This window comes from Legionella sp. PATHC039, assembly GCF_026191275.1.
GTDB lineage: Bacteria > Pseudomonadota > Gammaproteobacteria > Legionellales > Legionellaceae > Legionella > Legionella pneumophila.
Map to the genome: position 1 here is coordinate 2,872,674 of NZ_JAPHOP010000001.1, position 21,324 is coordinate 2,893,997.

Sequence of the window (21,324 nt, forward strand, 5' to 3'; positions counted from 1 at the left end):
TTTAATACCATAAGAGGAGATAGCATGTCTGTCATGAAAAAATTTCATTCTGCAGATTTTGATAAAACACCACCAACAATTACTGTAGAATTACCCGAAAAATTAAAGCACCAAAATGTGGAGGGCAATGGCAAAAATACGAATTATTCAGCAGAGCGTAAACATCCGGTACACTTCGTGGATTTACCTTCCCATACTATAAGCATAACAATTGGAAGCTTAGATCCTGATGGACGTTCAAATCGTCATCGCCATACTTATGAGACGATATTGTTTGTATTGGAGGGTAAAGGCTACAGTGTCATTGAAGACACTTGTGTGGAATGGGAAAAAGGCGATGCAATTTATATCCCTGTTTGGGCATGGCATCACCATGTGAATCAAGATAACCAAAAATCGGCAAAATATCTGGCTTGTGAAAACACGCCTATGCTGCAAAATCTTGGCTGCCTGGCAATTCGCGAAGAGAGTCATCTAGCTATAGGAAATAACAATAATGTTTAACCCACCCAAAGGAATCATTGCCTATGCTGTTACTCCCTTTTCGAAAGATGATAACAGCCTCGATTTAGATGCTTTCGATCAAGTGACAGAGCATTTACTCTTTACTGCCCCTTCTGCTATCAGTTTTTTGGGAAGTGCTGGTGAAAGTGCTTATCTTAGTGAGGAGGAGTGGCAACTTGTTGCTCTCAAGGGTGTTCAGAAAGCCGCAAAACATACTCCTGTCATTATTGGAATAAGTGAGCTAACAACATCTGCTGCAATCCGTAAAGCCCAATATGCTGAAAAAATAGGTGCTGATGCTCTCATGATTATTCCTATTTCCTATTGGAAATTAAGCGAACAAGAAATATTTGATTATTTTGCAGCGATTGCAGAAAAAACTTCTTTACCAATAATGGCTTACAATAATCCCTCTAATAGTGGTTTGGATATGTCTCCATCTTTGTTACTCAAGTTGGCACGAGAAATAGATAATATTACCATGATAAAGGAGAGCTCTGGCGATATTCAACGGATGCATACCCTCTTTTATGAAAGTCACGGTGAAATTCCCTTTTATAATGGTAGTAATATCTTGGCCCTAGAGGCTCTGGCTGCAGGTGCGATAGGCTGGTGTAGCGCTGCTCCGAATTTAATTGATAGGCAACCAGCAGCCTTATATGAGACGGTGGCAATGGGAAATTTGCAGGAATCCCGCAAATTGTTTTATTCAATGTTGCCTTTACTGCGTTTTATTGTGAACGGAGGATTGGCAACTACAGTGAAGGCAGGTCTTATTCTTAGAGGATTGAATGCAGGTGTTCCACGCCATCCACTTAAACCGTTAGAAGGCAAGTCGCTTGAAGAGCTCAGACGATTAATGAGTGCTAACGCTATAAAAGTAGGTGTATAATGAAGATACAGCTTATCCAACATGCCCCTTTTGAAAATCCAGGCGCTATTGTGAACTGGGCAATTGAAAGAGGATATCAGATTAATTCTACTCATACTTATAGGGAAGAAAAGCTACCGGATCTATCTGAAATAGACTTTCTTATCATTATGGGTGGTCCACAAAGTACAATGGAATTGGATAAATATCCTTATTTGAGAGACGAAATCGCTTTGATTCGACAAGCTATCAATAGCAAAAAAACAGTATTGGGCATTTGTTTAGGTGCACAACTAATCGCTGAAAGTTTAGGTGCTAAAACAGAACCTAGTCCAAATAAAGAAATAGGTATTTTCCCTGTGCAGCTCACAAACGAAGGTGAACAAGATCCAATTTTTGGTTTTTTCCCAAAAATATTTGATGTAATGCATTGGCATAATGACATGCCAGCTATTCCTGCTGGCGCTATATTATTAGCCGCAAGCAACGGATGTCCACGACAAGCAATTCGATATGGTGATCGAGTGTACGCACTTCAATTTCATATGGAAATGACTAAAGAGTTGGTACAAAATATGATTATAAACTGCCCTAATGATCTAAAGCCAGGAAATTATATTCAGGATGTATTACAATTGCTATCTATTGATTTTACTGAACTTAATAAAAAAATGTATTGTGTTCTGGATTATTTATCTGCATTAGCCAAGTAAAAAACAATGCGAGACAAGGACGTCAGGCAAGTTGAGCATAAATCGATGATAAAGAAACCATATGAAAATAAGAAAGGTGCAACACAGCACTCCAGGGAGTCATCAAAATATTGTTCTTAACAGCCTAGATTATTTTTTACATAATGGATGTGGTGCCAATGCTAGCATGCTAATTAAATATTGAATTTTTCTGCCAAATAAATAAAAAGCTTAGAAATTGCTTCAAATTAACTGCTGCCGAAGGAGGCAATAAGAGTAGGAATAGGTAGGCCAGGATTAGGCAGTTCGCAGGAAATCACGGGCGAGATATAGAGAAGAAAAAGGATAGATATGTACCCTTGTACATGATAGGAAGCTAATAAATAGCTATTTTGAATCAGGTCATGCAAGAGGTCTAATTAGTTTCCCCTGTTTTATTTGTATTTCGAGGCGGACAACTAAATTCCTCAGTGATCTTATTTTCCCCATCTATTGCCTGCAATATGACCGGAAATTGCCATAAATAATGTAAGTGCTTTAATACTTCATTAGTTGAGCTTCCAAGTGGTGCTCTGTTTTGTTGGGAGTACCTTAAAGTCAAAGAACGATCTCCTTGCAAATCAACGGAGTAGACTTGGATATCAGGCTCCAGATAACCCAGATTGTATTGTCTGGATAATGCTTCTCTGATTTGCTGATATCCCCATTCGTCGTGAATGGCATTGATGTATAATTCGGAGTTTCGGTCGTCATCAACAATATGGAACAGTTTTAAATCTCGTATAAGTTTTGGTGACAGGTATTGAGCGATAAAACTTTCATCTTTGTAGTTGCGCATCGCCGTATCAAGGCTTGTGAGCCAATCGGTATTCGCGAGGTAGGGAAACCACTTTTTGTCTTCGTCCGTTGGGTTTTCACAAATTCGTTTGATGTCTTGCATCATGTGGTAGCCAAGGGTGTATGGATTAATACCATTGTAATAAGGGCTATTATAGGCTGGTTGCATGATGACATTGGTATGACTTTGCAGTATTTCCAGCATAAATTCATCAGTCACTAAACCTTCGTCATACAAAGCATGCAAAATAGTATAATGCCAAAAGCAGGCCCACCCTTCATTCATCACTTTAGTTTGTCCCTGAGGATAAAAATATTGGGCCAGTTTTCTTACTATACGCACTATTTCTCTCTGCCAAGGCTCTAATAAAGGGGCATTTTTTTCTATAAAATAGAGAATATTTTCCTGAGGCTCTTCTGGAAAGCGTTTTTTTTGTCCGTTTTTATCGATTTGCTTACTGAAAGGTATCGTTCTCCACAGCTCATTAACTTGCGATTGCATGTAGATTTCACGGTTTTGCTGTCGAATTTTTTCTTCCTGGATAGATAAGGGTGTGGGATGTTTGTACCGATCAACCCCGTAATTCATAAGGGCATGGCAAGCATCAAGCACTGGTTCTACCGCATCTATTCCGTAGCGTTCCTCACAATCGCTGATGTATTTTTTGGCGAATACCAGATAGTCAATAATAGCATCCGCAGAAGTCCACATTTTAAATAAGTAATTGTTCTTAAAAAAAGAATTGTGGCCATAGCATGCGTGAGCGATAACCAAGGCTTGCATAGCCATGGTATTTTCTTCCATTAAATAAGAAATACAGGGATTGGAATTAATTACAAGCTCATAGGCCAAGCCCATTTGTCCTCTTTTGTAGCTTTTCTCAACACTGACAAAATGTTTTCCAAAAGACCAATGGTGGTAACCGATAGGCATACCCACCGAAGAATAGGCATCCATCATTTGTTCAGCGGTAATGATTTCAATTTGGTTTGGATAGGTATCCAAATTAAAGCTTTTGGCGATGCGTGCAATTTCGCGATCATAGGCCTGTATTAACTCGAAAGTCCATTCTGCACCAGTTGATAGAGGCTTTTTTCTCATACCGTTTTCCTTTTAAATAATTCGCGAAATACCGGATAAATATCGGCAACATTATCAATATTTTCCATGGCAAAATTAGGATAACGTTCTTTTACTTGTTGATATACTTCCCACAAACTTTGATGATGACGGGGCATAATTTCAATATAGGCAAAATATTGCAATAAAGGCATAATTTTTTCCTGCAGCACCTCCTGACAATAAGGAGAGTCGGCATTCCAATTATCGCCATCTGATGCTTGGGCAACATAAATATTCCAGGCTTGAGGAGGGTAGCGTGCCTCGATGATGGTGTTTAATAACTCCAGGGCACTGGAAACAACAGTCCCGCCAGTCTCGCGCGAATAAAAAAATTCCTCTTCATTAACTTCTTTGGCTGAGGTGTGATGGCGAATAAAAACCAATTCAATTTTTTCGTAATTTTTGGTAAGAAACATATAGAGTAGGATGAAAAAGCGTTTTGCTATGTCTTTTTTTGCTTCATCCATGGAACCTGATACGTCCATTACGCAAAACATCACTGCTTGTGTAGATGGTGAAGGCACACGCACACGGTGATTATAACGCAGATCGATTGTGTCTATAAATGGTACAGTTTGTATCTTTTTTTTGAAAAATTCAATGTCTCTTTCAAGTTTCAATAAGTCTATTTTGTCTGGATTGGCTAATTGTTTCAGCCGTTCAAGCTCTTCTTCTGCTTCCTTTAATCTCCTTTTATAGGGGGAGGCTAAAGCGACACGGCGTCCTGTCGCTTGTTTCATTGAGCGAAGGACATTAATGTTGTTAGGTATTCCACTGGTGGTTACGCCAGCTCTTACTGTTTTATAAGTGCTAATTCTTGCTAGTTCTTTTTTTACCAAATCGGGTAGTTCCAGATCTTCAAAATAGAGTTCCAAAAACTCTTCTCGAGATAATTCAAAAACAAAATTATCTTCGCCTTCTCCACTATCGCTGGCGTTACCTCCAGCTCCTCCAGCACCACCGCCACTGGGTCTTTTTACCCGATCTCCGGCGATAAAATTATCATTTCCTGGTAGTACACGTTCTATATGGCCACCATGGCCTCTATGGAATTGAGGTTCATAAATGTCTTTAGCTGGTATGGTAATTTGTTCGCCCTGATCAATTTCAGTGATACTCCGTTTTCCGACAGCCTCAGAAACTGCTTTTTTAATTTGGCTTTTATAGCGGCGTAAAAAACGTTGGCGATTAACCGTGCTTTTTTTTCCAGCATTTTGTCGTCTATCAATTAATTGCGACATAATTGTTAGCTCCACATCTTCTGCAGGTCAGTTTTTTGTTAGCCAGGTTGTAAGTAGTATCTGAATTTAGGATTCTACTTGATCTTTTCAGATAGATACTTATTAACCCTGACTGTATTTCATAACCTATCGAGTTATGAATGATCCTACCTATTATTGTGACTTCCTTACTCTCAAATACCATTCACAAAGTAAGCGAACTTGTTTTCGTGTGTAGCCTTTTTCTACCATTCGAGAGATAAACTCTTCGTGTTTTTTCTTATCTTCCTCAGATGCTTTGGCATTGAAAGAAATAACGGGTAACAAATCTTCCGTATTGGTAAACATTTTTTTCTCAATCACTGATTTTAGTTTTTCATAGCTATTCCATACAGGGTTTTTTCCTCGGTTATTTGCCCGAGCGCGCAGTACGAAATTGACTACTTCATTACGGAAGTCTTTAGGATTGGAGATCCCTGCCGGTTTTTCGATTTTCTCCAGTTCCAGGTTTAATAAGGCCCTGTCAAATATCTCGCCAGTATCCGGATCACGATAATCCTGATCTTGAATCCAGAAATCAGCATAGGTAATGTAACGGTCAAATATGTTCTGCCCATACTCAGAATAGGATTCCAGGTAAGCGGTTTGAATTTCCTTGCCTATAAAATCGACGTATTTGGTTGCCAAGTATTCTTTAATGAAGTTCAAGTAGGTTTCATGTAGCTCTTGAGGAAATTGTTCCTGCTCGATTTGGCGTTCCAGCACATACATTAAATGAACCGGGTTCGCTGCCACTTCAGTATGATCAAAATTGAATACTTTTGAAAGGATTTTGAAGGCAAACCGCGTGGATATTCCGCTCATCCCTTCGTCAACCCCTGCGAAATCTCTATACTCCTGATACGATTTTGCCTTGGGATCGGTATCTTTCAAACTCTCTCCATTATACACGCGCATTTTGGAGTAAATACTGGAGTTTTGTGGCTCTTTTAAACGGGTTAATACAGAAAACTGGGCTAGCATATCCAGTGTACCAGGTGCGCAAGGGGCATTGGCTAAAGAACTGTTATGGATTAGTTTTTGGTAGATTTTGATTTCTTCAGAAACACGCAGGCAATAAGGCACTTTGACTATGTTGATTCGGTCTATAAATGCCTCGTTATTTTTATTGTTTCTAAATGATTGCCATTCTGATTCATTGGAGTGGGCTAGTATAATTCCTTCAAAAGGAATAGCTGAAAGCCCTTCTGTGGCATTGTAATTCCCTTCTTGCGTTGCGGTCAGCAAAGGATGAAGGACCTTGATCGGTGCCTTAAACATTTCAACGAACTCCAAAAGCCCGCGGTTGGCTCGACACAAGCCTCCAGAGTAGCTGTAAGCATCAGGATCATCTTGAGAAAATTCTTCCAATTTACGTATATCGACTTTACCAACCAGAGAAGAAATGTCTTGATTGTTTTCATCGCCAGGTTCTGTTTTTGCGATGGCAATTTGCTTGAGTCGAGAAGGCTTGACTTTAATAACCCGGAATTTGCTGATGTCGCCATTGTATTCCTGTAATCGCTTGACTGCCCAGGGGGACATTAAATAGCGTAGGTAGCGTGTTGGGATACCAAAACGTTCTCTAAGTAATTCACCATCTTCCAAGGGGTTAAATAATGATAGTGGAGATTCAAAGACAGGAGAACCTTTGATTGCATAAAAAGGGACTCTTTCCATTAAATCTTTCAATTTTTCTGCAATGGAGGATTTACCACCGCCAACAGGCCCCAAAAGATATAAAACCTGTTTTGTTTCCTCTAACCCTTGCGCAGCATGCTTCAAAAAGCCAACGATTTGCTCAATGGGTTCTTCCATTCCATAAAAATCTTTAAAAACATCATAATGATGTATTATTTTATTTGAGAAAATTCGTGATAGAACCGGATCATGTCGGGTATCGATCAATTCAGGCTCGCCTATCGCCATAAGCAAACGTTCTGCTGGGTTGGCATATGCTGTCGGGTCCGTTTTGCACAACTCCAGATATTCATCCAAACTCATGTCTTCTTCTTTGTTATCAACAAATCGTTTGGTATAACCCGCTAAAAAATCTTGTGTATTCATGCGCCATCCCCTTTTACTTAACCCTGAGAAGGATATAATGTGATTCTTTTTTTACACTTTCCTGTATAAAAACAAAAATTACTTCTTTTAATTCATAGTATAGTAGACTAACCACTTAATTTAATACATAAATCAATAAACTTATTCGTTTTTTTATAGGAAGCAATGACTATGCCAGACACGACCATTTATTTGAAGAATTATCAACCGCCTTCTTTTACAGTTGAGACTGTGGAATTGAATTTTGATTTGTATGATGACCATGCTCTAGTGAACAGCACTCTTAAGTTAACACGTCAAAAGGATGGCGCTTTGCATTTGTATGGCGAAGAGCTGGAATTAATTGCTTTGCATTTAAATGGGCGACCGTTAGAACATGAGAAGTATGTGTTGACGAAAGATGCTCTTATTATAGAGGAATGCCCGGATGAAATAGTACTTAATATTGTGACTCGCATTAAACCTCAAGAAAATACTCAATTATCAGGACTTTATCGTTCTAACCATTTATTCTGTACTCAATGCGAAGCAGAAGGTTTCAGACGAATTACCTATTATCTTGATAGACCCGATGTTTTGGCAACTTTTACTACACGAATTACTGCAGATAAAAAGCAATATCCGATTTTATTGTCTAACGGTAATTTAATCGATACCGGAGAAACAGCGGATGGACGTCATTGGGTGATTTGGGAGGATCCTTTCAAGAAGCCCTCTTATTTATTCGCTTTGGTAGCGGGTAATTTAGCTTGCGTTAGAGATAGTTTCGTTACTTGCTCTGGCAGGGCTGTTGATTTACGGATTTATGTAGAGCCGGGGAATGAAGACAAGTGCTCTCATGCCATGGAGTCACTAAAAAAAGCCATGAAATGGGATGAAGAGGTTTATGGCCGTGAGTACGATTTAGATATTTATATGATAGTTGCGGTGAGCGATTTCAATATGGGAGCAATGGAAAACAAAGGATTGAATATATTTAATTCCAAATACATCCTCGCTCGCCCTGAAACCGCCACTGATCAAGATTTCGCGGATGTTGAAGGTGTAGTAGGCCATGAGTATTTCCATAACTGGACAGGGAATCGTGTGACTTGTCGCGATTGGTTCCAGTTAAGTTTAAAAGAGGGATTGACTGTATTCCGGGATCAGGAGTTTTCTCGGGATATGAATTCTCGTGATGTTAATCGGATTATGGACGTTAAAGTATTGCGCAGTGCTCAGTTTCCCGAGGACGCCGGGAGCATGGCGCATCCAGTAAGGCCGGAATCCTATCAGGAAATTAATAATTTTTATACGGCGACAGTATATAACAAAGGAGCAGAAGTGATTCGAATGCAACATACTTTGTTAGGCAAGGAGAGGTTTCGAAGAGGCATGGATCTTTATTTCAAACGCCATGATGGCCATGCCGTAACCATTGATGATTTTGTTGCTGCCATGGAAGATGCCAACGGAATTGACTTAACGCAATTCAAACTCTGGTATAGCCAGGCAGGGACACCTGAAGTGCGCGTTCTCAGCCATTTTTCAGAAGGACGATTGGAAATTACCATGAAACAAAATTGTCCTCCTACGCCTGAGTGCCATGAGAAAAAGCCATTTCATATCCCGGTTCGCATTGCATTATTTGATTTGAAAGGGGAAATGATTCCCATAGAAAAAGAGCTTCTGGAGTTAAAGGAAACGGAGCAACGCTTTATTTTTTCTGGGCTAAATGAAAAGCCTGTTGTCTCGCTATTAAGAGAATTCTCAGCTCCTGTGAAAATTTATGATGATCTGGATCAGGATGACTTGTTATTTTTATTGCGTTATGAAACGGATGGATATTCCAAGTGGGATGCGGCACAACGCCTGGTTCTTAACTGTCTCAATGAAAACTTGAAATTGCCAGCCAGTGAATGGCAAGTCTCTAAAACTCTTGTTGCTGCCTTTCAGCATGTTCTGCTTGATGAATCTCTTAATATGGATCTCAGGGCAGAGTTGTTGACACCTCCAGGATTTGAAGAAGTGGCAGCTACCATGAAATTGGTTGATGTCAGCAAGGTTGAATCGGTGCGAGATTATTTCCGTCAACAATTAGGATTGGGCTTATACACCAAGGCGTCTGATTTTTATAAAGAATTATGGGAAGTAGAAGATCATCGCATGCATGGCCAAGCTTATGGACGCAGAAAATTAAGAAATGTTTGTTTATGGTTGATGATGAAATCGAAAGAATCAGATGCTTTAGAATTATGCCGAGAACAATTCAAGACTTCTCGTACCATGACGGATCAAATTGCCAGTTGCAGCTTACTAGTCAATTGCTCCAGGGAATCTCACCGAAACGAAGCCATAGAAGGATTTTATAAACAATGGTCTCATAATGAATTGGTACTGGATAAGTGGTTTGCGATGCAAGCGGCATGTGAGTTACCAGGTACCTTAGATCATGTCAAAAAACTAACCCAACATCCTGCTTTTTGTATTAAAAATCCGAATAAAGTTCGGGCGCTGGTTGGCGCTTTTTGTATGGCTAACCCCAGAAACTTCCATGCGTTGGATGGCAGCGGATATGTCTTTTTAAGTGAGGTATTGATTAAACTGGACAAACTAAATCCTCAAATCGCCGCGCGCTTGGCTACCCCCTTTACTCGCTGGCGAAGTTATGGTGAACCAAGACAAAAGTTAATACAGAACCAGTTGGAGCAGCTTACAAAACTGGATTTGTCACGGGATTTGCGCGAGGTTGTAGATAAGAGTCTGATTGTTGAGGAAAAATAGGATGAATTAAAGTGTGCTGGATTTTGCTATAGGCAGATTCAGCACGATTTAAACGATTTTTATCCTTTTATTTGCGCAAACAAAACTTACAAAATTCATAAATTAATTTTTCAGCTTGAGCATCGGGGCGCGATATAAGAACAACATGGATTGATGTACTTGTTGCGTGAGAACAGTTTATAATTAGGAAAACCAATGAAACCTATAGGATAAAGGAGTTTTCGTGCTTCATCATTTTGCAGTGATAGGTAATCCAATTGCACATAGTTTGTCTCCTGTCATTCATCAAATGTTTGCCCAACAAACTCAAATTGAATTGATTTATGAAAAAATCCTGGGTGATGATGTCAAGTTTGAACAACAAATCTCCGATTTTTTTATCCAGTATGGCAAAGGGCTTAATGTCACTTTACCTTATAAACAACGCGCTTATGAATTAGCAAAAGTACGCACGCAAAGATGCTCCCTGGCTGGAGCAGCAAACACCCTATGGATGAAGGAAAATCAATTACATGCTGATAATACCGATGGTATTGGGTTAATACGTGATTTATCTCGATTTCTTGAGTTAAAGGATAAAAAAATTCTGATTCTGGGGGCTGGCGGAGCTGCAAGAGGAATTATTTTTCCTTTATTGGAAGCGAAACCGTTACAATTAATTGTTGCTAATCGGACTTTGGAAAAGGCAGAAGAATTACAGCGTCAATTTCCTCAAATCAATGTCAAAAGTTTAGATGAATTATCGGAGTCCTTTGATTTAATCATCAATGCCACTTCTGCGAGTTTGTCAGATCAGGCCATTGTATTACCTGAAGAAGTGTTATCCCATAAACCATTTTGTTATGATTTGGCTTATAATCAAAAAACAAGCACCGCCTTTGTTCAATATGCTCGTAATGGAGGGTGCGAAGCAGTTGATGGATTAGGTATGTTAGTAGAGCAAGCTGCCGAAGCATTCTTTATATGGAACAAAGTTATGCCTTCTACCCAAAAAATATTAGAACACCTGCGATCTTTTTAAATTGGAAGCTTGCATAACAGCTAGATGTGCTTTTGCAACCAAACTCTGGCTAACTAAAAAAAGCGCTCACTTCTGCGGCTGCTGCAATGGTGTCCTGGTAGCCTAATTCCAGTAATTCGCGAGTGAATTCTTTTTCAAAGAGTAAAAAGCTAAGCAGATCACCGGAGTGACTGGTGGCCCCCATAATATTTAATAAAAATCGAAGCAATACTGGCATGCTGGTGTAATGGCTTTGGGCTACTGACGCCATTGCTCGACTTGGACGTAAATGCAAAGTTGAGATGGGTCTCCAGGGAGAGCGTCGTTTTTTCCACATGGATAGTAGAGTAGCTATTTCATTCATACGATTGACCATTTCAATATCCCTATCCAGGTTGTCTAAGAAAAGACCATTCATCATGTTGCCCAAAATATGAGCGAAAGCAATTTCACCATTACGTAAGGTTTCTGGGTCAGTAAACTCTGGTAATTCTCGAGTACCTAAAATGAGAATTCTATCTACTTGAAAACGAATAGCTCCACGAAGGGGGGCGACCAAACCTATGCTTCCATCGCCATAATGGAATCCATTGAGACTAACAGGGGGGAAGAATAGTGGTAAGGCACTTGATGCCAGAATATGCTGGGCGTTGATTACCGCGCGTTGGCTGCTATGACGGGGATAATTCCAATCTTCAAATTCTGAATGATTATGGGCATAAAAGGAGATGGTTTGATGTGTTTCATAACAGGCGCTTAAGACTTCGAAAGTATCGAGGTATCCTTCTTGAATATTTTGTTCAATTCGTGTGAAGTCAATATTTTCTTCCAGAAATTGCCGTAATGGTGTTGTATCAAGCAAATGCCCTGATTGACGCTGTTTGATAATCAAGGTGCTTAAATTACGCATTACGGATTTACTCAATTCGTAATTACTTGCCTTGTAGATTTGCTGACAATGAATTTCACCCCAAATGGCTTCGAGTTTATCCAGGGCAGCAGGAAAATCATTGGCATTTTCAGCAAGTACGGCCGCATTGACGCTTCCTACGCTGACACCACTTACCAAGTCAAAAGGTAGCGTTTTGGTTTGTAAAATATGCCCGATTGCCTTGAGTACCCCTGCTTGATAAGCGCCTCGAGCACCGCCACCTGCCAAATATAGAGCTTTTTTAGCCATCATGTTTTATTTTATTTATTATAATTTGAAATATAGTTGAAATCTGGGCTAATTAGCAAGAAAGAATTATCGATGTCATCTTTTCTTAATTATGAATTGATATACTTAAATTAAATCGATACTTTTCTTGAGTCATTATCATGGGAATTACAAAAGACGAAAGATTCAGAAAATTTGAAATAGAAAAGACTCTTCATCTGTTACAGGCGATGCAAGTTCCTATTGAATATCCGTTGACTCCTTTAGATAAAGCATCACTATTAAAAAAAGCAACAAAACGGATTCCTTTGCTGTCAAAATTTTTAAAAACGATTGATGACACAGGTGACGTAGCTGTCAAAATTGGTGAGCGAATTACTAGTATATCCCATACCCCGGGCAAAGAATCTTTAGCTCACGGTTTTGCCTTTGGTGGTTTGGCCATGGCCGGTTTTGATTTTCTGCGCATTCCTATTATTTATTTATCAGCTTATTTGCTAGGCGAAGAAGTGCCTGTTAATTTGAGTAATAATGCAAAATGGCTTTATTCCGCAGTATTGTTAGGATTGACAATAACCGCATTGGCAGTTCCGGTAGCAGCTCCTTATATCGCTTTTGCTGCAGCAGGCCTAAGTTTCGGTGTAGGTACGTTTTTATTAGGAAAAACTCTTTACGAACGCTATCAACTAGGCAGGGAAAGGAAAAAGTTAAAAGCGGAGATAATAAGAGAAGAGGATGAAATGCTGAAAATTCAGGATAAAGCCAAGCATTTAGAATCCCTTTTACAAAGCGCTGACAATGAAGAACAGATAGCAGCTATTTTATATGAAATATCAGTTGTCCAGGAGGACTATAACAGGCAGAAAAAACAAATTCAGGGTTTAAAAAACGAAGAGTTGCAATTAGAACAACAAATCAAAAATTTAGATACAATGAAGGTTGTTGACAGGACTGTCGCGGTTGCTTTATCTGCTCTTACTATTGCAGCCTTGGCTGTGACTTTATTTTTCCCGCCAGTTGGTGGAGGAATGTTGGCTGGGATAGCCATTTTGGGCGGAGCGTATTTCGTGGCCAGGGTAAGCTCGCCATTAGTTAAAGCAACCGCTATCTGGCTCTACAATAAATTAAAATCGACCCCAAGTGAGAGTGCCGAATCACAAGATATAGATAACAAACCGACTTTAAGTCATGAGGAAGAAGAAAAAATAGAAGATTCTTTGCAAATCGATAATGAGTTTGTTTTACCGCCAATAGATGCTGAGACGCCGATTTCTGCGGATTCAGAGGAGTATAAACCGGTACATGAATCAACCGAGGATGTACTGGTAGGGTTATCAGTCAATATCGACAGGCTCAAGGAAAAGGTAAGAGCGGAAAAAAACGAGGAAATAGAGGAAGTGCTCCCAGAGGATCTTCAGCATTTTTCATCTCCACCCCCTTCTCCAAGAACGTTGGGTTCCAGAAAACCATCAGCAAAAGAGAATGATGATAAGGATGGAGAAAGCGAGTCAGATATAGAGCACCCTGACATCCCTAAAATTTAAATCCGCATTGCAAAAAAGAAGAATTTCCTTTAAGTTAAAAAAATTACTACTAAGGAATGAAAATTCATGCTGAATTTATTTCGTGAGCAACCTCGTGCATTTCAAATGATTTTTATGTTGGAATTGTGGGAGCGATTCGGATTCTATACCGTTCAGGGAATTCTTACTCTTTATTTTATTCGCTACCTGGGTTATAGCGATTTAGAGTCTTACTATACCTTTGGTGCTTATTCTGCTCTGGTGTATGGGATGGTGGTTATTGGTGGATATTTAGGAGACAGGATTCTTGGCACCAAACGAACCATAGTGCTTGGGCTCGTTGTTCTGGCTCTGGGTTATTTTTCTCTCGCGGTCACGGATAAGCAGCATGTGTTTCTTGCGTTAGGTTTGATTTGTGTAGGTAATGGGCTGTTCAAAGCTAATCCATCGAATTTGTTATCCAAATGCTATGATGACAATGACCCGCGATTACACGGTGGTTTTACCCTTTATTATATGGCTATTAATCTGGGCAGTATGGTTGCATTATTCGTCGGACCAGCAGTGTCAAGCGCTTATGGTTACTCTTATGCTTACATGATTAGTGCAATCGGTTTGATTCTGGGTATTGTGAATTATTGGTATCAACGACAACATATAGCTCATGTCAATACAAAGGCTGACCTTCGTAAAATAACAGTTCTTCACTGGGGAATAATAGTAGCCGGTGTTTTAATGCTTACTGGAATATCCGCGTACTTATTACAACATGTCATGCTTGCCAAAAATTTGTTGTGGGGTATTACTCTGTTCGTAGTGTGTATTTATATCTATTTAATGCGCAAACAAGGCCATGCTTCTTTTATGAGAATGCTAGTCGCTTTGGTTTTAATGATCGAAGCAGTTATATTTTTTACTTTATACCAACAAATGCCTACTTCATTAAATTTGTTCGCTGTCAATAATGTAATACCTACTTTCCTTGGCATCACTATTGATCCGCAGAGCTTTCAAGCTCTGAATCCAATATGGATTGTATTAATGAGTCCAGTATTAGCTTATTTCTATAGAAAATTACATCAACATAATATTGTATTTTCCATACCTTATAAATTTGCATTCGGCATGACTATGTGTGCAGTGAGCTTTTTAATGCTGTATTTTGCCCGTTATTTTTATGTTGGAAATGGCATGGTTTCTTCCTGGTGGATGATTTTCAGTTATTTATTCCAAAGTCTAGGCGAGTTATTAGTATCAGCCCTGGGTGTTGCTATGGTTGCTGAATTAGTGCCTGCTACTAACGCAGGGTTTGTTATGGGAATGTGGTTTTTAACCTCTGCAGTGGCAGGGTTTATTGGCGCAACAGTTGCGTCTTTTACAGCACTTCCAGAGAACATCAAGCCAGGGGTTGAGTCTTTATTGATTTATTCTGATGTATTTGCCTGTATTGGTCTTGTTACTCTATTGATTGCAGTTATTATGTGGTTAGTATCACCTCGGCTAAGCCGCTATATTACAGTCCCTTCCTTGGAAGGGGATAAGGATATAGAAACAGTAGAATACTCTACGACCTATATCCCCAGTCACTAGGTTTGTTTATTTCCCTTTTCGGCAATTGAGTTGGTTTTAATATCACCAATTGCCGTTTTTTATTTTTGTCCTATTACATATCTCTTAATGTTAATTTAATAAAAAATGTATAAAATATGTACTTGCAATCAATCTTTCCTTAATCATTACCGGGTTAAGGTTCTCAGGTTCTGTGAGTTAATTTGCTTGGAGTATAAAGTGGGGCTTGAAAAAAAAATTAAGCTAAGCCAGCGTTCTCTGGAATTATTAAACGATTACTTAAATTTGGGTGGGTCTGGGCCTTCCAATTTAGTAAATGGGAGTTCGTCGATTGATTTTTCATCCTTAACTCAACTACTTGCCAGTAATCTGTCCAAATCATCCAAAACTTCAAAAACAATAAAAAAGAAAAGAGAATTTATAGAGGCAGCTTTGTATGCCGAGTTGTTACGTGACTTAAGTACTTCATTGAATGGATTGGATGAGGAAATCAAGCCTGCAGAAAAAGAACCTCCTGTCTCTAATAAGTTGAAATTCTGGCTTTTGGCAATAGCTGGGACATTATTAGCCGCATGCGAGGGGTTTGACAGCATTACAACCATGATGGCTGTATTATCTTTTCCTGCCTGGGTTGTCCTTTGTGCAGGTATTTTATTTTCCGCTTTATCTGTCGTTGTATTTTATGGGTTTGATTTAGTCCAGGTTTCTCAAAACCTGGAAATAAAATTAACTGATACTCCCAAGCTATTGGATTTATACCTGTCACAAATGGAAGAAATTAAGGCGATTAGAAAAAAAATTGACAATTATTCTCTTGCTTCTATGTCAATGGATGAGTTGAATGAGTTTCATTTAATCCTTGTTATCCTGCAAGACCGTGTCAACTCTCTAGTAAAAGCAGGCAAAAAATTTGATTTGGCACTGAATAGCCCCAAAATGGATGTTGCTAAAACAATTGTTTCTGGAGTATCTGGAATACTCTTTTTTGGTGGAGGTTTTTTTGCCGGACAATCAGTAGCGACATTCATGCTGGCTCTGGTTATGACTTCTGTTACACCTACATTTTGGCCAGTTTTATTATTTAGTGTGATTGTCGGCTTGGCTGCCTTTAGTTTGTACTGGTATGTGCAACGCGTAGGAGTAAATAAACTGGTTAGCGAATGGTTTGGTTTGGATGAGGATAAAATAGAAAAATTATGTGGAAAGTCCAAGATGGACAAAGAATTGAAAAAGCTAAACAACCTTGATGAAAAGGTAATGACTACTTCGGATTTGCTCTCGAAAGTGGTTAATTTGGAGAGTAAACTAATATATATCGGCAAACAAATGAAGGAGATGAGGGCGCACCAGGCTCCTGAAAAGAAATTAGAGGGTTCTACTGGATTAAAGGCAAGTTCTAATGTGTATTCCTTTCACTTTAATTCCTCAAATCGGGATCAGGAGAGCATTTACGGTGAGAGGGTCCTTGATGATGCTGTTTCTGATTATGGTAGGGGTCAGAATCATAATGATTCAATCCATAGCCTATGTTAGCCAAATGCAAAGGCATATAGACTAACACGGAGTTTCCTTGCAAATAATCCGGATTGGCTGAGATATAAAACTCTTTTAATTCACTGCTCTCTTCATTAATTCTTGAGAGCTGGCTTCTTAAAGGAACCAGTGGGGAATTGACAACCATAGGATGATTATTGGTTGAAATCCAGCCGTTTTGTTTTTTAAGGGCGTTTAGAACGGTCAATATTTGATCTGGAACCCTTTGTAGTGGTTTAGGATATATTAGGTCACTTAATTGATAAATAAATTCGTAAGTTAACGGGTTGTTGGCAAATGCTATGTAAACCAATTCCTCGTGAGGATTGGCTAACTTGTATTTTATCGCCTGAGTGAGGCCGGCACTTTTAATAGATGCGTGAATTTGGTATTCAGGATTTAGATACAAATAAGCGATATAACAAGTCACTTGTTTTTTTCCCAGATCAACAGATTGTCTGCAGTTACGGCTGAATCCGGCTATTTCTTTATTTTCTCCATAGAGAACCGTTAATTCCCCATACAAATCAGGCTGTATGATGAAACGTATAAATTCTTCTTGGCTGGCCAGGTGATAATACTTGGAGAGGAAGCGATATAATTTATTTATTAATTTTAAGGAGATTTTTTTCTTTTCTTCATCTACAACATAAGAGTGGATCGCTTTAACATCGTGTCTGTTCATTGCTCTCTCCATGAAACATTTTTTTCGCTTTAATGGCTCGCTGTATAATTTATCCATAAATTATCTATGTAATAGCGAATAGCAGATAAAAAATTGTGCAACTCTTTAAATATAGACTCGTTTTCATTTTTGTCAAATTGAAGAATAACAATTGAAGAATAACAATTGAAGAATAACAATTGAAGAATAACAATGTGTCGTAACTCCATGAAACGGTCATCTCAGCAACTCTGTGGATAGGCAATATATGGGAAATGATAGAAGAATTACGTTGGATCCTCATCGAGGATCTTAAATAAATTTATAAAGGAGAGTCAATAAACTCTTATATTTTCAAAATATTTTTAACAAAAGGTATGGTGATTTTACGATGAGCCTCCCAGGATGCATCATCTAGTCGGTTGAGAAGCTCATATAAATCATGCATGTTTCGAGAGCAACGGTTTAATAAAAAATGTCCGACACTCTCAGGAAGTTCAAATCCACGTTTTGCTGCGCGCATTTTGAGTGTGTTTATTTTTTCGTCATCATTTAATTCGTTCAACTGAATAATTAATCCCCAACTTAGTCTGGAGCGTAAATCCGCAAGTTTAATGTCACATTTTATTGGGGGTTGATTACCTGATATAATTAAAAGCGAACGTTCGGAGTCCTTAATCTTATTATATAAATGGAATAAAGCTTCTTCCCAGGCCGAATCGTTAGCGATGGTATTAATATCATCGATACAAATTAAAGTTTGATCTTCTAATCCTTCAATGCTTTGTGGTCCCCATTCTTTTAAAAAAGCTAAAGGAAGGTAAATGGCTGATTGGGTTAAGTTAATGGCTTGGCAACAAGCTTGCAGTAAATGTGATTTGCCGCTTCCTTTAGGGCCCCAAAGATAGAGCAACCTGTCTGCTTTAAAAGAAAGCATCTCAATTAATTGCTGCTGCAACAAGGTATTATTACCCCAATTGAAGTCGTCCAGGGTTGCTTCATCATTCAATTTTATTGCCAGGACCAGCTGTTTATTCATTTTAACGATTCTTTGGGGGACCAGGCTTTTCTGCTCCAGGTCCAAACATAATCAAGGTAGGAAGTAACGGTGGTAAAGGCAGTTAAATAGATGAGTATATCAACTAAATCATAGGGGAATCTAAAGTAAGCTAATTCAAATAAACATAAAGTGACTAAAGTTAACTGGAAGCCGGTATTGAGTTTACTGAGTCGAGTGGGCTCAAAATCCAGTTTGCGCTGTATAAAGTAATACCAAGCTAATACTCCCATTGAAATAGTGAAGTCTCTTAAAAAAACAAGAAGCACTAACCACCAGGGCAAGGAGCTTAAGAGGGCTAAAGAAATGAAGCTGGAGGCAACTAACAATTTATCTGCAAGAGGGTCAACAAATGAGCCAAAAAAACTTTGCCATTGAAAATGCCTGGCTAACCAACCATCCAAACCATCAGTTAATCCTGCGGCGATAAATATATAAAAGGCCTTAACGTACTCATGATGAAATAAATACATTATAAAAGGTGCTATTAAAACTAATCTTAGCAATGTTAAGGTATTGGGAATATGTTTTAGTATCATCTGTTATACGAAAATTAGTTCCTCCTCTTTTTTTATTTATCGCTGAGGAGGGAATATATTGTGCCAACAATACTCTATTATTTGAGTGTTTCAAATGGCGTATGTGAATTAGTTTATACAATACCATTGTCTCTGTCACCTTATTGAGAAATCAATCGGGATTTATTGACTCATAGTATTCGCATCCCGGCCTCGAGAAGTTCTCATATTTTAAGATTGCAACAAGAGCGCATGAGGTTTTTCGTAAGTCCAGTAGAGCTTAGATCTCGGATAATGGGTTGTGTTCCTTTATTGTAATATTTCGATTGAGTTTGGAATGCAGACTTAATAACAATTCAGGTTGATGCTCCCAGTTATCATGAAGCAATAGATGTTGTTGCCAACTTAGAATACGCGGATCAATGTCTTTGGATAAGTCTTTAAATACAGTTTTCATGACTTGGCGAGTTAATCCCCATAAGGTTCTTGAAGGAATCTGATACTCATTACGTAAACAGCCAATCAAGTGATGTAGATGATTTTTTAATGTTCCCTGGATGAAAAGGGTTCTAACCTGATTAAGATCTTTTGTATAGATGGATAGAGAGTCTGGAGCGTTGGGTTTTTGAACGTTTTTAAACAATTCATGATTGCATAGCTTAAGGTTGTTTGGCTCTTTTATAATTATCCCCTGAGGTTTATTATCATCGAAGATAACTAAAATATTGTGTTGCTCTACTTCTAGTGCTAATCCATATTTTAGCAATAGATGCAATTGTCCAAATAACATCTTATAACAATATTCAGTGAAATAAGTCGTTGGGTGCAGTTCGCTAGCTTTAATAATTTCAATGAGTAATGGTGTATTGCTACAAGGTGAATCAGTTAATAGGGCCGGTAATGGAACTGCTCTTTGATCCTGTCTTATTTTGTGGAGTGGGTTTTGATATAAACCAAACAATAATTTTACTCGATTGCATTCAGAGAGAGTTTGATCATAGGCGCTCATGCTCTCCAGGTTTTTACATATAAACAAGGTATTTTGGTAATAGTTTGTTTTTGCTAACAGGGAATCGATCCATCTGGTAAGTAATACCATGTCATCAGGATTATCGAGTTTTCCAGCCATTGAGGTGCTTAAAGTGTTAGCCAGTTTAAGTGTACATTGAGTGGATTGTGTTGGCATCATAATATCAGGTGATAAAGAAGGTATTAGTGTTTGGTGATGAGGTAACAAGATGAGGGATTTATTATCAATTAAAGAAGCAAACGCCATTTGTAATTGATTCCTCCACTGCAAAGGGTGAACAGGAATTGGATAATAATCATCAGGGTTGATGTGGCTAAATAACAATTTTTCACGCCAATAAAAATATTCTTTGGGAAATTCTTGGGAAATTTGGTTGGCATAATCAATTTTTGAGTTTATTGACTGAATTTTTGTTTTATTTAATGCACACCAATGTACACTGACTTTGGCCTGGAATTCGGGAGAGTTTTGGAGTACTTCTCTTCGCGAAAATCCTGTTTTTGCGCTGAATGCCGGGTGATAGGGATGCCTCAAACTGCCCCATTGTTCCAAAAATAATAGCGTTTGATACGGTGATAGTTCATTATTTATCCATGTCCACAGACTCTTGTAGTGCATGGCTTCATTTCTTAATTGGGTGTTCCAGTTTTGCCTGTAGGCGTATGCCAAAGCCTCATTAGCAATCGATTCATCTAATGCTTCCCTGATTTTTCGCCATTGAAAAAACTTGCTTTCTGGCATTGAATTTTTCAGTTTTATCTGCAATTGGTCAATGAAATCATGGATATGGTGACTTGCAATGGCTGATTGAATTAATCCTTCCTTAATGGAGGCATGCTGTAAACGGTTCAGGGTATTTTTATGAGCTAAGGTAATAAAATAATCCACACTATTTTGTGGTAGTCCTATGCCAATCTCAAATAGTAAAAAGCGTAATTGATGGCTGAGTTCATGAAAGTTACCGTACGCCAAGGCCATTATATTAACTCCTGAAGGATTATTTTGTTCTAAATTAAATATAAATGATAATCATTCTCATTTGCAAGGGGTGGGAGCAAATAAAATATTATAAATTAATAATAGAGTTTGATTTTGGATAAAAAGTTTCTGTATTCTGAGTTAAATGATAATATTTTCTACTTTTATTATGTAAAT

Annotated in this window: 16 protein-coding genes; 8 read left to right on the forward strand and 8 right to left on the reverse strand. The window is 38.5% G+C overall.

All coding sequences use genetic code 11. The features are described 5' to 3' along the window. Nucleotides 1–24 precede the first annotated feature (24 nt). Genes OQI99_RS13080 through OQI99_RS13090 form a run of 3 tightly spaced genes read left to right on the forward strand, consistent with a single transcriptional unit; the run spans nucleotide 25 to nucleotide 2,088 of the window. Nucleotides 25–504 (forward strand): cupin domain-containing protein, encoded by a 480-nt coding sequence (locus OQI99_RS13080; protein ID WP_061513146.1) that lies wholly within the window; start codon nucleotides 25–27, stop codon nucleotides 502–504. Next, the gene (locus OQI99_RS13085) at nucleotides 497–1,396 is read left to right on the forward strand and encodes a dihydrodipicolinate synthase family protein (RefSeq protein ID WP_061513147.1); all 900 of its coding nucleotides are present in this window, start codon (nucleotides 497–499) and stop codon (nucleotides 1,394–1,396) included. Before OQI99_RS13080 ends, OQI99_RS13085 begins: the two co-directional genes overlap by 8 nt. Beyond that, the gene (locus tag OQI99_RS13090; protein ID WP_061513148.1) at nucleotides 1,396–2,088 is read left to right on the forward strand and encodes a glutamine amidotransferase-related protein; all 693 of its coding nucleotides are present in this window, start codon (nucleotides 1,396–1,398) and stop codon (nucleotides 2,086–2,088) included. Before OQI99_RS13085 ends, OQI99_RS13090 begins: the two co-directional genes overlap by 1 nt. Before the next feature lie 394 nt (nucleotides 2,089–2,482). On the opposite strand, the gene OQI99_RS13095 is transcribed toward OQI99_RS13090, so the two are convergent. The 3 genes from OQI99_RS13095 to OQI99_RS13105 all read right to left on the reverse strand — a co-directional run bounded on the left by OQI99_RS13095 (nucleotide 2,483) and on the right by OQI99_RS13105 (nucleotide 7,353). Next, the gene (locus OQI99_RS13095; protein ID WP_265732123.1) at nucleotides 2,483–4,006 is read right to left on the reverse strand and encodes a SpoVR family protein; all 1,524 of its coding nucleotides are present in this window, start codon (nucleotides 4,004–4,006) and stop codon (nucleotides 2,483–2,485) included. Continuing rightward, a complete protein-coding gene (locus OQI99_RS13100; protein WP_265732124.1) occupies nucleotides 4,003–5,268 on the reverse strand; it encodes a YeaH/YhbH family protein in 1,266 nt (421 codons plus the stop codon). Before OQI99_RS13100 ends, OQI99_RS13095 begins: the two co-directional genes overlap by 4 nt. Before the next feature lie 153 nt (nucleotides 5,269–5,421). Further along, nucleotides 5,422–7,353 carry a PrkA family serine protein kinase gene (locus OQI99_RS13105; protein WP_061514308.1) on the reverse strand — a complete coding sequence of 644 codons (1,932 nt, stop codon included), beginning with the start codon at nucleotides 7,351–7,353 and terminating at the stop codon, nucleotides 5,422–5,424. 171 nt (nucleotides 7,354–7,524) lie between these two features. Between OQI99_RS13105 and pepN the strand changes: the two genes are divergently transcribed. Together pepN and aroE are read left to right on the forward strand one after the other, a co-directional pair. Then, complete coding sequence (pepN, locus tag OQI99_RS13110) at nucleotides 7,525–10,116, forward strand: aminopeptidase N (protein ID WP_265732125.1); 2,592 nt, start codon at nucleotides 7,525–7,527, stop codon at nucleotides 10,114–10,116. A 223-nt stretch (nucleotides 10,117–10,339) separates the two neighbouring features. After that, nucleotides 10,340–11,137, forward strand: coding sequence for a shikimate dehydrogenase (gene aroE / locus OQI99_RS13115; RefSeq protein WP_061514310.1), 798 nt, complete (start codon nucleotides 10,340–10,342; stop codon nucleotides 11,135–11,137). A gap of 49 nt (nucleotides 11,138–11,186) precedes the next feature. Here aroE and OQI99_RS13120 read toward each other — a convergent pair whose 3' ends face one another. Then, a complete protein-coding gene (locus OQI99_RS13120; protein ID WP_080447531.1) occupies nucleotides 11,187–12,299 on the reverse strand; it encodes a patatin-like phospholipase family protein in 1,113 nt (370 codons plus the stop codon). 137 nt (nucleotides 12,300–12,436) lie between these two features. On the opposite strand from OQI99_RS13120, the gene OQI99_RS13125 reads away from it, so the two are divergent. The 3 genes from OQI99_RS13125 to lem29 all read left to right on the forward strand — a co-directional run bounded on the left by OQI99_RS13125 (nucleotide 12,437) and on the right by lem29 (nucleotide 16,900). Continuing rightward, entirely contained in the window at nucleotides 12,437–13,819 is a 1,383-nt protein-coding gene (locus OQI99_RS13125; protein ID WP_265732126.1) for a hypothetical protein, read from the forward strand. Nucleotides 13,820–13,885: 66 nt separating this feature from the next. Then, nucleotides 13,886–15,388 (forward strand): oligopeptide:H+ symporter, encoded by a 1,503-nt coding sequence (locus OQI99_RS13130; RefSeq protein ID WP_265732127.1) that lies wholly within the window; start codon nucleotides 13,886–13,888, stop codon nucleotides 15,386–15,388. 105 nt (nucleotides 15,389–15,493) lie between these two features. After that, the gene (gene lem29, locus OQI99_RS13135) at nucleotides 15,494–16,900 is read left to right on the forward strand and encodes a Dot/Icm T4SS effector Lem29 (protein ID WP_265732128.1); all 1,407 of its coding nucleotides are present in this window, start codon (nucleotides 15,494–15,496) and stop codon (nucleotides 16,898–16,900) included. Here lem29 and OQI99_RS13140 read toward each other — a convergent pair. The 4 genes from OQI99_RS13140 to frgA form a co-directional block, all read right to left on the reverse strand. Beyond that, nucleotides 16,785–17,585, reverse strand: coding sequence for a hypothetical protein (locus OQI99_RS13140; protein ID WP_195911936.1), 801 nt, complete (start codon nucleotides 17,583–17,585; stop codon nucleotides 16,785–16,787). The genes lem29 and OQI99_RS13140 overlap by 116 nt on opposite strands. 325 nt (nucleotides 17,586–17,910) lie before the next feature. Continuing rightward, nucleotides 17,911–18,603 carry a DnaA regulatory inactivator Hda gene (hda, locus tag OQI99_RS13145; protein WP_265732129.1) on the reverse strand — a complete coding sequence of 231 codons (693 nt, stop codon included), beginning with the start codon at nucleotides 18,601–18,603 and terminating at the stop codon, nucleotides 17,911–17,913. Further along, entirely contained in the window at nucleotides 18,600–19,160 is a 561-nt protein-coding gene (locus OQI99_RS13150; protein ID WP_061514315.1) for a CDP-alcohol phosphatidyltransferase family protein, read from the reverse strand. Before OQI99_RS13150 ends, hda begins: the two co-directional genes overlap by 4 nt. 259 nt (nucleotides 19,161–19,419) lie before the next feature. Next, the gene (frgA, locus tag OQI99_RS13155) at nucleotides 19,420–21,147 is read right to left on the reverse strand and encodes a siderophore biosynthetic protein FrgA (protein ID WP_061514316.1); all 1,728 of its coding nucleotides are present in this window, start codon (nucleotides 21,145–21,147) and stop codon (nucleotides 19,420–19,422) included. Nucleotides 21,148–21,324 lie beyond the last annotated feature (177 nt).

Coding starts and splice junctions, on each gene's coding strand:
- OQI99_RS13125 (WP_265732126.1), top strand. CDS start 12,437: ATGGGAATTACAAAAGACGAAAGATTCAGAAAATTTGAAATAGAAAAG.
- OQI99_RS13130 (WP_265732127.1), top strand. CDS start 13,886: ATGCTGAATTTATTTCGTGAGCAACCTCGTGCATTTCAAATGATTTTT.
- OQI99_RS13140 (WP_195911936.1), bottom strand. CDS start 17,585: ATGAACAGACACGATGTTAAAGCGATCCACTCTTATGTTGTAGATGAA.
- pepN (WP_265732125.1), top strand. CDS start 7,525: ATGCCAGACACGACCATTTATTTGAAGAATTATCAACCGCCTTCTTTT.
- lem29 (WP_265732128.1), top strand. CDS start 15,494: ATGTATAAAATATGTACTTGCAATCAATCTTTCCTTAATCATTACCGG.
- OQI99_RS13095 (WP_265732123.1), bottom strand. CDS start 4,006: ATGAGAAAAAAGCCTCTATCAACTGGTGCAGAATGGACTTTCGAGTTA.
- OQI99_RS13120 (WP_080447531.1), bottom strand. CDS start 12,299: ATGATGGCTAAAAAAGCTCTATATTTGGCAGGTGGCGGTGCTCGAGGC.
- OQI99_RS13090 (WP_061513148.1), top strand. CDS start 1,396: ATGAAGATACAGCTTATCCAACATGCCCCTTTTGAAAATCCAGGCGCT.
- OQI99_RS13150 (WP_061514315.1), bottom strand. CDS start 19,160: ATGATACTAAAACATATTCCCAATACCTTAACATTGCTAAGATTAGTT.
- OQI99_RS13080 (WP_061513146.1), top strand. CDS start 25: ATGTCTGTCATGAAAAAATTTCATTCTGCAGATTTTGATAAAACACCA.
- OQI99_RS13085 (WP_061513147.1), top strand. CDS start 497: ATGTTTAACCCACCCAAAGGAATCATTGCCTATGCTGTTACTCCCTTT.
- OQI99_RS13105 (WP_061514308.1), bottom strand. CDS start 7,353: ATGAATACACAAGATTTTTTAGCGGGTTATACCAAACGATTTGTTGAT.
- frgA (WP_061514316.1), bottom strand. CDS start 21,147: ATGGCCTTGGCGTACGGTAACTTTCATGAACTCAGCCATCAATTACGC.
- OQI99_RS13100 (WP_265732124.1), bottom strand. CDS start 5,268: ATGTCGCAATTAATTGATAGACGACAAAATGCTGGAAAAAAAAGCACG.
- hda (WP_265732129.1), bottom strand. CDS start 18,603: ATGAATAAACAGCTGGTCCTGGCAATAAAATTGAATGATGAAGCAACC.